Origin of the sequence: Paenibacillus phocaeensis, from assembly GCF_900021165.1 — a bacterium.
In the GTDB taxonomy this organism is placed as follows: Bacteria; Bacillota; Bacilli; order Paenibacillales; family Paenibacillaceae; genus Fontibacillus; species Fontibacillus phocaensis.
The window spans coordinates 20,090-35,604 of record NZ_FCOQ01000009.1; the positions used below are offsets into that span (position 1 = coordinate 20,090).

The 15,515-nt window shown below is 54.8% G+C and carries 15 protein-coding genes and 2 riboswitches; of the genes, 1 reads left to right on the top strand and 14 read right to left on the bottom strand.

Going from position 1 to position 15,515, the window contains the following annotated elements:
• Positions 1–17: 17 nt before the first annotated feature.
• Positions 18–1,070 (bottom strand): selenide, water dikinase SelD, encoded by a 1,053-nt coding sequence (gene selD / locus BN3795_RS03110; protein WP_068783297.1) that lies wholly within the window; start codon positions 1,068–1,070, stop codon positions 18–20.
• 197 nt (positions 1,071–1,267) lie between these two features.
• Here selD and BN3795_RS03115 point away from each other — a divergent pair, with 197 nt between their 5' ends.
• Entirely contained in the window at positions 1,268–2,350 is a 1,083-nt protein-coding gene (locus BN3795_RS03115) for a permease (RefSeq protein WP_068783298.1), read from the top strand.
• Between the two features lie 116 nt (positions 2,351–2,466).
• On the opposite strand, the gene BN3795_RS03120 is transcribed toward BN3795_RS03115, so the two are convergent.
• The 13 genes from BN3795_RS03120 to BN3795_RS03180 all read right to left on the bottom strand — a co-directional run bounded on the left by BN3795_RS03120 (position 2,467) and on the right by BN3795_RS03180 (position 15,512).
• The gene (locus BN3795_RS03120; RefSeq protein WP_068783299.1) at positions 2,467–2,988 is read right to left on the bottom strand and encodes a YfiT family bacillithiol transferase; all 522 of its coding nucleotides are present in this window, start codon (positions 2,986–2,988) and stop codon (positions 2,467–2,469) included.
• Between the two features lie 90 nt (positions 2,989–3,078).
• Positions 3,079–5,436 carry a histidine kinase gene (locus tag BN3795_RS03125; RefSeq protein WP_068783300.1) on the bottom strand — a complete coding sequence of 786 codons (2,358 nt, stop codon included), beginning with the start codon at positions 5,434–5,436 and terminating at the stop codon, positions 3,079–3,081.
• Positions 5,437–5,457: 21 nt separating this feature from the next.
• The gene (gene kdpC, locus BN3795_RS03130) at positions 5,458–6,027 is read right to left on the bottom strand and encodes a potassium-transporting ATPase subunit KdpC (protein WP_068783301.1); all 570 of its coding nucleotides are present in this window, start codon (positions 6,025–6,027) and stop codon (positions 5,458–5,460) included.
• Positions 6,028–6,053: 26 nt separating this feature from the next.
• Complete coding sequence (gene kdpB, locus BN3795_RS03135) at positions 6,054–8,081, bottom strand: potassium-transporting ATPase subunit KdpB (protein WP_068783302.1); 2,028 nt, start codon at positions 8,079–8,081, stop codon at positions 6,054–6,056.
• A gap of 24 nt (positions 8,082–8,105) precedes the next feature.
• Entirely contained in the window at positions 8,106–9,776 is a 1,671-nt protein-coding gene (kdpA, locus tag BN3795_RS03140; protein WP_068783627.1) for a potassium-transporting ATPase subunit KdpA, read from the bottom strand.
• A 31-nt stretch (positions 9,777–9,807) separates the two neighbouring features.
• Positions 9,808–9,999, bottom strand: a complete 192-nt coding sequence (gene kdpF / locus BN3795_RS26225) for a K(+)-transporting ATPase subunit F (protein WP_198524635.1) — start codon at positions 9,997–9,999, stop codon at positions 9,808–9,810.
• Entirely contained in the window at positions 9,989–10,414 is a 426-nt protein-coding gene (locus tag BN3795_RS03150) for a hypothetical protein (RefSeq protein WP_068783304.1), read from the bottom strand. Before BN3795_RS03150 ends, kdpF begins: the two co-directional genes overlap by 11 nt.
• 116 nt (positions 10,415–10,530) lie before the next feature.
• Positions 10,531–10,697, bottom strand: a riboswitch (cyclic di-AMP (ydaO/yuaA leader).
• Positions 10,698–10,805: 108 nt separating this feature from the next.
• Positions 10,806–10,988, bottom strand: a riboswitch (cyclic di-AMP (ydaO/yuaA leader).
• 211 nt (positions 10,989–11,199) lie between these two features.
• A complete protein-coding gene (locus BN3795_RS03155; RefSeq protein WP_068783305.1) occupies positions 11,200–11,985 on the bottom strand; it encodes a nucleotidyltransferase domain-containing protein in 786 nt (261 codons plus the stop codon).
• A 46-nt stretch (positions 11,986–12,031) separates the two neighbouring features.
• Positions 12,032–12,367 carry a cupin domain-containing protein gene (locus BN3795_RS03160; RefSeq protein ID WP_068783306.1) on the bottom strand — a complete coding sequence of 112 codons (336 nt, stop codon included), beginning with the start codon at positions 12,365–12,367 and terminating at the stop codon, positions 12,032–12,034.
• Positions 12,364–12,942: a DUF4269 domain-containing protein gene (locus BN3795_RS03165; RefSeq protein WP_068783307.1), complete on the bottom strand. Its 579-nt coding sequence runs from the start codon at positions 12,940–12,942 to the stop codon at positions 12,364–12,366. The genes BN3795_RS03160 and BN3795_RS03165 overlap by 4 nt, the downstream gene beginning before the upstream one ends.
• An 18-nt stretch (positions 12,943–12,960) precedes the next feature.
• Positions 12,961–13,596 carry a class I SAM-dependent methyltransferase gene (locus BN3795_RS03170; RefSeq protein ID WP_068783308.1) on the bottom strand — a complete coding sequence of 212 codons (636 nt, stop codon included), beginning with the start codon at positions 13,594–13,596 and terminating at the stop codon, positions 12,961–12,963.
• A 29-nt stretch (positions 13,597–13,625) separates the two neighbouring features.
• Entirely contained in the window at positions 13,626–14,237 is a 612-nt protein-coding gene (locus BN3795_RS03175) for a class I SAM-dependent methyltransferase (RefSeq protein ID WP_068783309.1), read from the bottom strand.
• Between the two features lie 345 nt (positions 14,238–14,582).
• Positions 14,583–15,512 carry a glycoside hydrolase family 43 protein gene (locus BN3795_RS03180; RefSeq protein ID WP_068783310.1) on the bottom strand — a complete coding sequence of 310 codons (930 nt, stop codon included), beginning with the start codon at positions 15,510–15,512 and terminating at the stop codon, positions 14,583–14,585.
• Positions 15,513–15,515: the final 3 nt, after the last annotated feature.

Genomic DNA, 15,515 nt, shown 5'->3' on the forward strand with positions numbered 1-15,515 from the left:
ATGCTGCAAACCCCTTCCTACGCTTCCACCACGATATGGCCCGCGTTCTCCGCAGTAACTGTGCCGATAAGACTGGCTTCGACGCCGGCTTGACGCAGGTCGGCCAGCAGTTGTTCGCTTTGGTGCGGGTTCACCGAAATCAGCAAGCCCCCCGAGGTTACCGCATCGCACAAAATATAACGGTCGATCTGGTCCAGCGAATCCGGGAACGTGATGTCCGCCTCTACGTGGGCATAGTTGTTCTTGGTCCCGCCAGGGACAAACCCTTGCTCCGCCAATTCCCGCACGCGCGGAAGCACAGGGACGCTGCCGTGCGAGAGGGTGATCCCGGCGCCGCTGCCCTTAGCCATCTCCAGGGCATGGCCCATCAGGCCAAAGCCGGTGACATCTGTACAAGCGTGTACGTCGTACGGCTCCATGATTTCAGCGGCCGTCTTGTTCAGCGTGGCCATGACCGCGGTGACGCGCAACGTCTCCTCCGCGCTTAACTGATCCTTCTTAATCGAGGTCGTCATGATTCCAACGCCGATCGGCTTGGTCAGGATCAGCTTGTCCCCCGGCTTGGCGCCGGCATTCGTTCTCACTTTGTCCGGGTGGACCAAACCGGTCACCGCCAAGCCAAATTTGGGCTCCTTGTCATCGATGGAATGACCGCCTACCAGCGTTGCCCCCGCCTCTTTGACCTTGTCTCCTGCGCCGCGCAGGATATCGGCCAGAATGCTCTTATCCAATGTGGATATTGGAAACGCCACGATATTCAGTACCGTCAGCGGCTTGCCGCCCATCGCATAAATATCGCTAAGCGCATTGGCAGCGGCGATCTGTCCGAACGAATACGGATCGTCGACGATCGGCGTAAAGAAATCAACCGTCTGTACCAGTGCCAACTCATCATTTAACCGGTATACCCCGGCATCATCACTGGTATCCAGACCTACCAGCAAATCCGGATTCGGCACCGTAGGCGGGAGACTCCGAATCACCTGCATCAGGTCGGCCGGGCCGATTTTGCAGCCGCAGCCTCCTTTGCTGGACAAGGATGTCAATTTTACAGGTTCAGCAGTAGACATTATTGATCACAATCCTTTCCTACATTCTGATAGGAATCCCTACTTCATCTAGATTCAAGCGTACTCCAGTTGCGGTATAAAAGGCAACCGCTGGCTGCTGCTAGGACGGAATTGATATAGTTCACTTGCCATCGTATGGTATACTATATTTCGTGTGTTTAATCAAATCTGAATGATCGTGGAGGGAATCTAGAAGTATGGTTACATCTTCATCAAGCAGCAACTACCCGCCTCAACAACCACACGGCTTCAATAAACGCAGAACGGTGGGGTTTGCCGTTCTGTTTCTCATCATAGCCATCGCCGGCTTAAGTTATGTCAAGTGGTGGCCTTATTACGGAAAAGCGTTCAAAGCGATCACCGAGCATACGATCGGCTCCTCAATCCTCGGCGCGGACGCTTCCGGCGCGATCTCATGGAACTCCGCACTAGATTATGCCGCCGCCTATTTCAAATCGGTCTGGAAGGCAGCCGTTCTGGGCATTGTGCTCGGCTCGCTGGTTCAAGTCCTGCTTCCGGCTCAGTGGCTTTATAAAGTCCTTGGCAGCAGCCGATTCAAGAGTACCTTCCTCGGCGGCCTCGTCTCCTTACCGGGGATGATGTGCACCTGCTGCGCCGCCCCGATTGCTGCCGGCTTGCGCAAACGCAATGTCTCCGTTGGGGCCAGCCTGGCCTTCTGGATCGGCAATCCGGTGCTGAACCCGGCAACGCTGATTTTCATGACTTTCGTGTTGTCCTGGAAATTCACCCTGCTCCGCCTCGTCTTCGGGATCGTCCTGACGTTCGGGGTCAGTTATTTGGCCAATCGTCTGGCCAAAGGTCAGCAGGTTCCCGCTCCGGCGGAAATGGAACGAGCTGAGGCTGCGGCCGAGATCAAGAACGAAGGCTCGTTTGCCCTGCGTTGGCTGAAGAGCCTTGGGATGATGATCCTGAATGTCGTTCCGGCGTACCTGTTGTCCGTCCTGCTCCTGGGCGCTTTCCAGGGTGTCCTGTTCCCGGTAGAACTCGGCGGCGGAATCCTGGCGATCCTGTTGTTCGCCCTCGTCGGCACCTTGTTCGTCATCCCGACAGCCGCGGAAATTCCGATAATTCAATCGTTTACCGCGCTGGGACTTGGCGCCGGCCCGGCTGCCGCTCTGCTGCTTACGCTCCCGTCCATTAGCCTGCCATCCCTGTTGATGGTGTCGCGTTCCTTCCCTCGCAAAGTGCTGGGGTTCGTATTCGCCTCCGTCGTGCTTCTCGGGATCGTAGCCGGAGCTGTTGGAGCCTGGTTGCTGTAGTAGAATCAGAGACACCTTCAAGGAGACCCCATTTCGGAAGATGGGAGGGAACGCAAAAAAACAGCCCGATGTCCGGCGAGGGACTTCGGGCTGTTAGGGTGAAAATGAGATCTGAACTAAAGGTCTAACTTTGTTCTTAAGGCGGTAATATGGGCAAGATGATGATTCCCGTGCCAGGCGTAACTGCCGAGATTATACGCCAAGCTGGTTGACTTCCCCGTCTCGGGGTGATGGAACTCACGAGCATAATCCGCGTCGCTGAGCGATCTCAACAGATGGGTCCAGCGGCGGTGCAGCGCTTCAAGGAGCAGCAGCGAAACTTCAATATCCCCTTCGTAGTCTGCCAGCGTCGCCCAGCGGTCTTCGAAGTACGGACGGATGGTCGGCGTCTCTTCGGTCAGCGCCAGCTTAAAGCGGGTATATGCATTGAGATGGCTGTCGGGCAAATGGTGTACGACCTGACGCAAAGTCCATCCCCCTTCACGGTAGGGAAGATTCAGCTGATCTTCACTTAAACCGGCCACCGCCTGCCTCAAACGCGCCGGCAGCGTCTCGATCTCATGTATCCATTGCTCCCGCTGCGCCGCGGTAATCTCGCCTTCGAATGCATACTTGCCTATCGGGTATCTCGGGTCCATAACTAGGTTCGCCTCCTGATCAGGAATAAACAGCTTCTTTCTTGTTGATTCATTTATACCTGATCAAGGGTCGCCTTGTCGATAGATAACCTATTCAGTAGAATCAGGAACCTCTGATTTTCTTATCATCGCTGAAGGATCGTAATTGGCGACGACCAGAATGTCCATATGCCGAGCTCGCCGAAGCAACGAAGGGATAACCTCTCCCCGCCATAACCGCTGCCACAGGCTTCTCCCCGATTGACCCAGGATGATCTGTGTGCTGCCGAGCTCGTTCGCCCTGCGGACTAGCACTTCCCCAAGCTTACGCGTACGAGGTCCCGTCTGCATCTCAAACGCACCGCCGAGACGACGAGTCAAGCGCTCGATCGCTTGAAGCCGCTCAAGCTCCTGCGGAGTGAGTTCACTCCCGGTATGCCGGTAGAATACATGCCAGCTGGCCTTCAGCCGGTAGGCGATTCGGAAACCGCGTCGGATGAGGCGCTCGGCGCCTGAACTCAACGTAACCCCTACGAAGATCACCTCGTTTCGATTGGCGGCCCCTCGCAGCGGGCTGCGGCGCTGCCACGATTCCAGCCGCTCATCCACGTCATCGGCAAGCTCCCGAAGCGCCAGCTCGCGCAAGGCGATCAGGTTGCCGGTTTTGAAGAAATTTCCCAGCGCTTGGTCTACTTTGTCCATCGCATAGATTTTCCCTTCCCGCATCCGCCCCTGCAAGGCTTTGGGAGCAACGTCGATCAGTTCGACTTCATCGGCCTGGCGAAGGATGAAATCAGGTACGGTCTCGCGAACCCGAACGCCGGTGATTTGCGCCACCGCGTCATTCAAGCTCTCCAGATGCTGCACGTTCATCGTCGAAATAACGGAAATCCCGGCTTCCAGAATTTCCAATACGTCTTCGTATCGCTTCTTGTATTTGCTCCCGGGCATGTTCGTATGGGCCAGCTCATCGACCAGCACGGCCTCTGGATTCGCAGCCAAGATCGCCGCCGTATCCATCTCTTCCAGTTGCGTCCCGCGATAATCGAGGACAGCTCGAGGGATCAAGGGCAGCTGGCCCATTTGGGCAGCGGTTTCCGAACGTCCATGAGTCTCAAGGAGGCCGATACGCACATCAATTCCTTTCTTGCGCAGATCATTGCCTTCCCGAAGCATCGTATAGGTCTTGCCAACGCCGGGAGCAGCGCCGATGTAGACTTTGAACCGGCCGCGGCGAATCCGCCCGATTTGCCGCTTGACCTCCGCTTCGCTCAACCGCCGATACGGCTCTGCGCCCCCTTGCTCCACACGGGTTTTGGCCGGGAGAATGCGCTCCCCCTCGGCCTCGGCTCGGTCGGCCACGACGAAGATATCCACGTTCCTCGTCTGCTTCAGAATATCCCCCACAATCGAGCCTTGCCAGAATTCCTGCATCCGGGTTTGCTTGGAATGGCCCAACACAATGCGGGTCACTCGGTTCTCCAGAGCATAGTGAACCAGAGCCGGCGCCAGCATCCTTCTCGAGGGGAGGGGGAGCTCGGTAAATTCCGCACCCACCTTCTCTGCCAGTTGAGTCAGCGAACGTTTGAACGCCGTTGCCTCCGGAGACCGTTTGCGCCGCGGATTTGCGAAAGCCACAACGAGCAGATCGCCATTTAACCGCTTGGCAATTTGCTGTCCCCGCCGCACGTAAATCGATCCGTTCCAATGATATTGAGCCGATACCAGAATTCGCTCCGCTACGCCCGCCGCTCCGATGAATCCCTGCTCCTCCCGATATTTCTCCAGCGTTTCATTGACGCCTTCGGCCATCCAGCGAAGCGCCAACTCCCGCAGAACCCCAAGATTCCCGCGGTTGAACACCGCCTTGTGCGGAATATTGCGGAGTTGGCCCGCCGACAGGCGCTGGAGCAGCGTCTCCGGGGACACGTCAATGAGCCGGACTTCATCGGCCAACTCCAGCGTCCCTTCCGGCACCGTGTCCTTGACCTCCATGCCGACGAGCTTCTGCACCAGCTCCGTCATCCCGCGAAGCTCATAAATGTTCACCGTCGTAATGACGCTGATCCCGTGGCCAAGCAAATCGTGAATATCGTCGAGACGCGTCGGGAACCGAGCTCCTTCACGGTTCTTGTGCGCCAGACCGTCGACAAGCACGACTTCAGGATTGCGCGCAACCAGTGCCTCCAGATTCAAATCTTCCTTCTCCACGCCATCCTGTTTCCAATGGATACCGGGGAGGCTTTCTAATCCGGCGAGCTGCTCTGCTGTCTCCGGCCCTTGCTGCGTTGAAACGGCGCATACAACGACGTCGATGCCCTCCGCCTTCAGCATTTGTCCTTCTCGCAGCATGTGGTACGTTTTTCCCGATCCGTTAACCGCCCCGACATACACCTTAAGACGTCCCCGATGCAGCTCGTAAATCGATTTGAGGATATCCTCCGGCGATTTTCGCTTGAAGCTCTGCAAAACGTCAATGCCTCCTATGGTTTATTTCGCGGATCTCAGTTGAACGTCGAGATTGAGCTCCAAAACGTTGACTCCCGGTTCGCCGAGAATCCCCAGATCCCGCCCCCGGGTATGGTCGCGCACCATTCGTTCCAGCTCTTTGGCAGGAATTCCTGTCGCCTGGCTGACCCTCGGAATTTGGGTTCGAGCTGCTGCGGGACTAATCTCCGGATCAAGGCCCGAACCGGAGTTCGTAATCAGATCGATCGGCAGCTTGCTAACCGGTACATTCGGATGATCTTGCTTCCACGCTTCTACTGCGTCGGCCGTCCGCTGCAGCAAATCAGCATTGGAAGGCGCATAGTTCGGCGTTCCTGAAGCCCCCGCATCATACTCGATACTGGACACGCGGCCGTGGAAGAAGAACGGTTCCGAGAAACTTTGACCTATCAACCGCGAGCCAACCACTTCGTGACTCTCATTATAAATCAGGCTTCCATTGGCTTTCTCCGGCATAGCAGCTTGTGCGATCCCCCATACAGCCAATTGATACAGGGCGATAACCGCCATCAACACAAGGCCGGCTCGAAGGGTCACCCCTATCGTCCGCATAGTTTCATCAATCCTTCCTGGAAATTTCAAATCCACAAATGGACAAACAAGTCGATGAGCTTAATTCCGACGAACGGAGCAACCACGCCGCCGATACCGTAGATCAACAGGTTGCGGGCAAGCAGCCTGGAAGAACTCATCGGCTTGTATGCAATTCCTCTCATGGCGAGCGGGATCAACAGCGGGATAATGATCGCGTTGAAGATTAGTGCCGATATGATCGCCGAGTCAGGGGAACCAAGCCGCATGACATTAAGAACTCCCATTTCAGGGATCGCCAGCATAAACATCGCCGGGATGATCGCAAAATACTTGGCAACGTCATTGGCAATGCTGAACGTTGTTAAGGCGCCGCGGGTCATCAACAGCTGCTTGCCGATCGACACGACCTCAATGATCTTCGAAGGATCGGAATCCAGGTCAACCATATTGGCTGCTTCCTTCGCCGCTACGGTTCCGCTGTTCATGGCGATTCCCACATCCGCCTGGGCCAGCGCCGGCGCATCGTTAGTACCGTCCCCCGTCATGGCTACGAGTTTGCCTTCGCCTTGCTCCTTGCGGATGACGGCGATTTTATCCTCCGGCTTGCTCTCGGCGATATAGTCGTCCACGCCAGCTTCCCGCGCAATCGTTGCCGCCGTCAGCGGGTTATCCCCCGTGCACATGATCGTTTTGATCCCCATTTGACGCATCTGTTCGAACCGTTCCCGCATCCCGGGCTTCACGGTATCCTTCAGATAAATCAAGCCGTAGATCTGCCGGTCGACCGCTACCGCGAGCGGTGTACCGCCCGCGATGGCAATCGCATCGCTGCCGGAGTCCAAATCACCCGGAATTTGCCCATCCTGCGCAATGACCCATTTCTTAACGGCATCCACCGCGCCTTTGCGGACCTTCCGGCCGTCCGGCAGATCGATCCCGCTCATGCGGGTTTCCGCTTGGAAAGCAATGAACTCTCCGCCGTTTGCAAGGGAGGGATCATAGCCTAGGCCCTCTTTCCTCATCAATTCCAGTACGGAACGCCCTTCCGGCGTGTCATCCTTGACGGAACTGATCGCCGCCCAGACGGCAACATCTGCCAGGGTTGCCCCGCCAACCGGCACGAATTCACTGGCCATCCGGTTGCCAAACGTGATCGTTCCGGTCTTATCCAAAATGATCGTGTTGATATCCCCCGCCGCTTCAACGGCTTTCCCGGACATAGCCAGGACATTAAATAGCGTTACCCGGTCCATCCCGGCAATCCCGATCGCCGACAGCAACCCGCCGATCGTTGTTGGGATCAGGCAGACTAATAAGGCAATCAACACCGGGACCTCAATCCGAACGTCCAGGTAGCTCCCGAACAGCGGCAGCGTGACAACCACGATCAGGAAGATCAACGTCAAGCTGATCAAGACGGTATTCAGCGCGATTTCGTTGGGCGTCTTCTGGCGCTTCGCCCCTTCAACCAAGGAAATCATTCGGTCAAGGAACGATTCGCCGGGATCGCTTGAGATCTTCACCTTGATCTGGTCGCTGATCACTTTCGTGCCGCCGGTCACCGAGCTGAAGTCCCCGCCGGCTTCCTTGATCACAGGTGCGGATTCACCGGTGATCGCAGATTCGTCGACGGAAGCCAGTCCCTCGACCACCTCGCCGTCCCCCGGGATCATTTCGCCTTGGGAGACGACGACAAGATCCCCTTTACGCAGGTCGGATGATGGAACCTGCTTGATTTGCTGGCCAACCAGCTTATTGGCCATGATGTCCTTCTTCGTTCTTTTCAACGAGTCCGCCTGGGCCTTGCCGCGCCCCTCTGCAAGAGCTTCCGCGAAATTCGCAAACAACACGGTCACGAGCAGGATCAGCGCCACCGTCAAGTTGAAGCCGCGGGATACGCCTCCGCCGAAAGCATCGGGCGCAAAAATCAGAACAAAGGTGATCAGAAATCCAATTTCAACCACGAACATGATCGGGTTACGAATCATCACCCTTGGATCCAGTTTAATGAACGACTCTTTGACCGCATTTTTGACGATCGTACCGGATAACATCGTTTTCTTGTTACTCATGCCCGTTCCACTCCTTCTCTCAACCTATGGCATTAATGTGAGCTGCTCGGCCACCGGCCCCAGCACCAGCGCCGGGAAATAGGTCAAAGCGCCGACGATGAGGACGATGATGAGGAAGACGCCACCGAACAGCGCCGTATCCGTGCGGAAGGTCCCGCTTGTAACAGGTACAGGCTTCTTGGCAGCCAGGGAGCCTGCCACCGCCAGCAAGGCGACCATCGAGAAGTAACGTCCCAGAAACATGACGATTCCGGTCGCGATGTTCCAGAATGCCGTATTATCGCCAAGCCCTTCAAACCCCGAACCATTGTTATTCGCGGACGACGTAAATTCATAAATCGCCTGCGTCAAGCCGTGGAACCCGGGATTGGAGATCGTATCCGGATAAGCCAGCAGAGCCAGAGCGGTGGGGGCCAGGATCAGAAACGGAGTGACCAGCAGGTTTACGGCGATCAGCTTCATCTCCCTGGCTTCCAGTTTCTTACCCAGGAATTCCGGCGTCCGGCCAACCATGAGTCCCGACAGGAACACCGCAATCATCGCATACATCAGGACGTTCATTAAGCCAACGCCCGCCCCGCCGAAAATCGTGTTCAACATCATATTGGCCAACGGAACCAAGCCGCCGATCGGCGTCAGCGTATCGTGCATTGTATTGACGGCCCCCGTCTCTGTCGCCGTTGTGACCGCCGCGAACAAGGCCGACTGGGCCAGGCCGAAACGGACTTCCTTTCCTTCCATGCTTCCCTGGCTAGGATCAACGCCAAGCGTATTCAAGGCCGGGTTTCCGGCGCTTTCCGCCGAGAGCAATATGCCAAGCATAACGATAAACATCATCAACATCGAGACAAACAAGACGCGTCCTTGCTTGGCATTCCCTACTATTTTCCCATAGGCAAAAGGCAGGGAGGTTCCGATCAGCATCATCAGCATAATTTGCAGCAGGTTGCTGAAACCGCCGGGATTTTCAAACGGATGCGCCGAGTTCACCCCCATAAATCCGCCCCCGTTATTCCCGAACATCTTGATCGACAGGAACGAGGCCATCGGCCCTCTGGCGATATTTTGCTCGGCTCCTTGCAAAGTGTGGGCCAGGGCGGCAGGCGCCAAGGTCTGAGGAACCCCCAGTGCGACGAAGATCAGGGCGGTGATGAACGATACCGGCAGCAAGACACGGGTAATCGCCCGGACCAGATCCACAAAGAAATTGCCGATGGGCTTGCCGGCCAGCCCGCGCATAAACGCCATGGCCGCGGCAACTCCGGTCGCCGTCGAGGTGAACATCAGGAATACGATCCCGATCATCTGTGAAAGATACGACAGTCCGCTCTCCCCGCTGTAGTGCTGCAAGTCCGTGTTCGTCATGAAGGAGACCACCGTGTTGAAAGCCAGTGTCGGCTCCATATTCGCAGCTCCGCCGGGATTTAACGGCAGGAACCCTTGCAGCCGAAAAATCAGATAGGCAATCAGCATGATCGCCGCATTGCTCAGCACCGCGGATCCCGCATATTTCCTCCAGCTTTGGTTCTCTTGACGAATACCGCTCACGCTGAAAATCAATTTCTCAACAGGTCCAAACCATCGGTCCAGACCGCTTCTATCGTAATCGAACGCTCTCGCTAAGTAGTGTCCGGCTGGTCGGGCGAGGAGAATCACAAGAGCCAAAGTGACCAGAATCTCGATCCAACTATAGATTGTCACATCTTATCCCTCCGAACGGCATAGGTTAGAACTTCTCCGGATTCAGCAGCGCATAAGCCAAGTAAACAAACACTGCAATAATTAAGATGCCAAGTCCCCACATCATCGCTGATCTCCACCCTCCGAAATCACTTTGGTAGCCCAAGACGCCAGCCCCGCCATCATCAAGGTCATTACGACGATCAAGCCGATCATCAGAAGATCCGTCATCGTACATCTGAACCTCCTTTGCTCTGTTTTTGCAACACAGATGATAGATCCTTCCCATTCGTATAAATGACGTCGTTGGCTCCCAGCGCCCGATACACCGCACTGGGGTTCATTTTCTGCGTAATGATATAGACCGGCTTTGTCGTCCAGGAACGGCAAAATTGCAAATACCGGCAGGTCAGCGTCAAAGACTCTTCGAAAATATACACCGGCCCAATCGGGATCTCGGGTACGACTTTATTTTTGCGCTTTGTCGTATCTACCAGAATGACATGCTCAATCCCACGGGCCTTGGCTTCGCGGCGGCTCCGGTCATTGTTGACCATCAGTGCAAACGGAATGCCGAGAAATTTCAATGTTCGAACAAAATCAACGGCTAAAGGAGTTGGAACGGTCACCAGCGCGTATTCCTGCATCCCCATTTCTTACTGTCCTCCTGTTTTTTCGAAAATAGGCATCAAAAAAGAAGCCTGGGAAGAGGGAATCTTCGCGGGCTTCCAGCATATCAGCTTATGCTTGGGGAATCGCGCTCTAAGGTTTCCTCTCTCGAACCCACTTACGAGGTTAGCTGACGGGCTCGGGCGCGAGAGTCACCCTACCCTCGCGGCAGGATAGGCCACCGCAAAGGATTCGCCCCATAGGCGCTATTTGCGCCCGCTTGGGTCCCCCGTTCCTTCGTCATGAAGGATTCAGTGTAAGACAAGTAAATTGTAAAATTTCATCAATATTGTTAATGTAAAACTTTCGTTATTTTCATTAAAGGGCATAAGAAAACCACAGAGGATATCCCTGTGGCTCGCCATCACAAGTCCATCATCCTCTCTCCCTACGCTGACGAGGTTAGCTGTCGGATTCGGGCGGTGAGAGTCGCCCTACCCTCGCGGCAGGATTGGCTGCCGCAAAGGATTCACCCCGGACCGTTCCGCCGACTCTCACATCGGCGCCAGTCTTCGGTTCCCCCGTTTTCCTTACTCGGAAATTAAGCGATACAGAATGTTATATTCGAATCATTTACGACTCGAATATTACGCTTTCCCCCCTTCTTTGTAAAGCAAAGCCGAGCGCAAAAAAGAACCTAAAAAACATTTATTTCTGTCATTATTCGTGGATTAATGGAACAAAAAAAGCCTTTCTTAACGATTTCCTCACTGGCAGACCCTTACTTGAATCCGGGATCGCGGCAGGAAAATAAGCGGCCGTTGTACCGTTAAATATCACCCACCGGAGTAAAGCCGTTCAGCCAGTTCAGTTCACTGTCTTCCATGAAACGCGACGGCCAGCTTCGTCCGTCCTCGCCCCAATCGGCGAACGTGCGAACCGACTGATAATACGCTTCGATATGCCCGGCCGTGGGTTCTTGCAGCATTCGTTCGATCAAATCCAGGAAGTCTTCGGGCCGATCGGGCGCTTTTTCCAGGACGTTAAGAAACCATTTGTGATAAGGATAGAGTATTTCATTATGCGCCAGGATCAATCTTCCGCCGAACAAAACCAAGTTATTGACGGCATGCCGCAGCAGGTAGAGGTTGTCATGCTTGAAAGCTTCGGCGGAATACCATTTCCACGCTTCAAGCTGGGCCAGGAAACGAGCGATATTCTCCCGCTTTCGTTCTGCCGGGTACCGGACGATACTCGCCAGCAGCTCTTCCAATCCTGCGATTTTCGAATAGACAAGAACGGCCCCTTCGAACGCAAACCGCGCCGGCTCGCTCCCTTTCTCGGCCACCTGCTTCATAAACCCGCAAGAGATATATTTCCCGTCCACGTAACCGGACTCATAATTCGTCGATTCGTTTTCCCAATACGTCGTCTCCCCCGTGCTTACTCGCCGGGCATAGTCCTCTTCGGACACCACGAGCATCACGTCGACATCCGAGGACGGTTTCGCGAATCCGTGGGCAATCGAACCGGAAACCAGCAAGGCCAATATGTCCTCCCGGGCTACCAGCTTGGCCTTTAATTTCTCGATCGACTCGGCATGATGTGCGTACATTTCCCTTCTCCCCTTCCTTGGATAAAAAACCGTCGGGTGCATCCATTCAAACCAACACCCGGTCCCCCCGCGTATTCGGGCGGGATATGACAAGAAACTCCACCGCTTCGTTGGATCGGTTCATGGCCTGGTGCGGAATATTCGGCGGGATCTCGATCCCTTCATGCGAATGAAGCTCATGCCCGGTCCCGTCCAGTTCGATATGCAGGCAGCCGGACAAGACGAAGAAAAACTGCTCCGCCTTCTCGTGAAAATGCCGGACTTCCTGGCTACCCGGGGGCATTTTCTCATGAATGATGCTGCATTCCCCGCGATCCACCAACCGCCAGCCATCGCAATTTCCGCCCCAAACATAATGCTCTGCGTTCTGTTTGCTGATCATTTCGTTCCGATCCTTTCTTCAATAAACTGACGTAGCCGCGCATCCTCCCAATCGTACATGGCCAGCAGCGCCTCATAAGGGTCGCCTTCCAGCCGAAAAAACCTACCGAAGGCCGGTTCCGTTTTCAGCCCCTCGGCCTTTAGCTTGCGGATGGCATCGCGAGTTCCGGCCCCTCCCATCTCCAGCATTCGGTGCTCAATTACCATATGTCTGTAGGCGTTTTGCTCCGTCACCGGCTTGGGCTGGCCAAATACCTCGAACGCAAAACCGCGGTGCGTAAAGTTCGCGACCGTACGCAGGAGGCCGCCAACGGTTTTGCTGGAACAGGCGTAATCCCGGCAAGCCCCGAAACGGAGCTGCAGCTCCGCGGCAAATCGATTGGCGTCATGAACCTCGCAGATAATGTCCAGGTCGCTTTCGGGCAAATCGATGCCCAGCGGAATCGTCCCGGCCAATACCGGATGATACGGAGCCAGCTTGTCGGCGATCCCAAGCTCCGCCATCGCCTCGTAAGCTTTGCGTTGACGTTCGTTTCCTTCCAACAAGTACGTCATATCCAAGAAACGGTTCGTCATCGTCACGCCGCCTCCAAATCAATGGTTTCCGTCTTTTTTTACAATGATATATCGCAATCTATACTTCTTCGTTCGCTGGTCGCCATAAGTTAAGGTTTCAACAACTGAGCCGGTTTCATAGATTTCCATGCCCGCGAAATGATCCGCTAAATCCTGAGCCGTGAAAAAATGAGCATACTTCCCATCAAGATATTCATATGTATTTTCTTCAATTACCCGGCCTATTCCGCAATGGGGATCTTCGTCCGAAAAGCACGTAAAATACATTAACCCTGCGGCTCTTAGATGTTGATAACAATGGTGGATGAGCTGTTTTCTCTCTTTCTCCAAAAAAAGGTGTAACACATCAAAACAATAAACCGCGTCATATACCTTGGGATACGACAGGGGATCCAGCACCGAACCCTCAATGAAATGAGAGTTTGTATCCCACTCCCTGGCTAATCGTATCGCGTTTGGCGTTATTTCTATGCCATCGACTTGGAAGCGGGACGATAGCGCTTTGGTATTCCGACCGTAACCCGAGCCGGGGACAAGCACGGTATTGATGTTGTTTTGCTGAAAAACATCACTTGCATGGTATACCGTCCTGCTCGGCAGCTCCCCCCAAATCATGCCTTCCGCAGCAAATCGCCGATCCCAATAGGAGCTCATTTTTTTCACCTTCCTCACAATCTGCCGCTTCACGGCTGAAGTCCGGGCTTCGCCCGAAGCAATTGGACCATATCCATCCAGTAGCCCTCCGCCGCGATCACGTCAAGTCCGGCCTGCTCGGCCAACTGCCGGATATTCCGCGTCTGGTGGCAGCCGTATGCCCGATAAAAAAGCGGATCCAGCGTCTTTTGCAGCACGGAAACAAAGAGGCTGGAACTGATGCCATGCTCCAACAGAAGGATCTCTCCCTCCGGCTTGCACCAGCGGCGGATTTTTCGCAGGAGTTCCAAAGGCTGCCGATAACTGCAGAACGAGAGGGTCGAGATGACCGCATCAAAAGAATGCTCGGCAAAATCCGCCTCCTCCATATCGGCGCACACGAATTCGGCATTCACGTGCAAATGCTCGGCCCTGCGTTTGGCTTTATCCAGCATGGCCGGGCTGAAATCGATAGCCGTGATCTGCACGCCGGGCGGATAATAAGGGAAATTCGCGCCCGCCCCCACCGCCAGCTCCAGCACGTTCCCCCGGGCATGGCGGAGCAATTGCTGACGCCACCGGCCTTGGGCCAGGCTTTCGGTGCGGCGGTCATACTGATTGGCCTGCTTGTCAAATATGCGGACTAGCTTCTTCTTATCCACTAAATCCCCCCATGAAAACTTGTTTTTGGATCCGCTGCTTAATGCGAATCGCTTTGTTCAGATGCAGGCGAGCGGTTCCTGCGACTTGATTTTAGCGAATTTCATTCCACCGAACAGCCATTGCAGGTATCTTCGACACGTGAAAAATTGCTTTCCCGCGAATATCCGCAGCCTGGATCTTGGGACGGGTCGCATCGTTTCGCCTGCACCTCTATGAATTTCTTTTCATCTTATTCGTGATCATTTCGGCCATTACCTTCAAGGGCAAAAAGAAAACACACCCCAATTGGTGTGTTTTCTCCCCTGTTCGATCCGGAGGAACCCGCTACTCGTATGCTTACTCGCCTATTTCCGCAGCGGTCTGGCCGCCACTCCTTCATGGGTCATCTGCACCGGCTGGATTCGTCCGTCCTCGTCAAATAACATCCGGTCCATGCAAACCACGCGATGATTCGCATCCGTTTCGCTTAGCGGCCGGCGATGGTAAACGATGTACCACTCGTCGCTGCCCGGAATTTGCAGGAATCCATGGTGACCGGCACCGGTGGCGATATCCGGATCCTGTTGCAGAATCTTTCCGACCCTCCGGAACGGTCCCACCGGCGAATCCGACATGGCATAGGCCACGGAATAGTCCGGCCCGGTCCATCCTCCCTCGGACCACATGAAATAGTAGACGCCATGACGCTTGAACATGCACGGTCCTTCAATATAATGCTCCGGGGTGATCTCCTTGAACGTAGTTCCGTCTGCAAAAGTATCCAGATGCACCATATCCTCGGATAATTTCGCCACATTACAATGTCCCCAGCCCCCATAGTAGAGGTAGGCACACCCGTCATCATCAAGAAACACATGGGGATCGATAGGCTGTGCACCAAAATGAAACCGATCGATCAACGGCTTGCCAATGGCGTCTCGAAACGGCCCTTCCGGCTGGTCGGCAACGGCCACGCCGATCCCGCCAAGCTCGTCGTCGCTCTGGATGTCGTTCGCGGCAAAGTAATAATAGAATTTCCCGTTTCGCTCCACCGGCGACGGAGCCCATAACGCTTTACTCGCCCATGTGATGTCTTCCATCTTCAGGATGCGCTCCACCTTCGTCCACTCCGTCAAATCCGTAGAATAGAACGCATCAAAAAACGTTTGCTTCTCGTATTGTGCTGAATACGTTGGGTAAATCCAATACCGATCCTGAAAAATCCTCGCTTCCGGGTCCGCATACCAGCCCGAGAATAAGGGATTACCGGATTTGTGATTCCGCTCTTCGCTCATAGG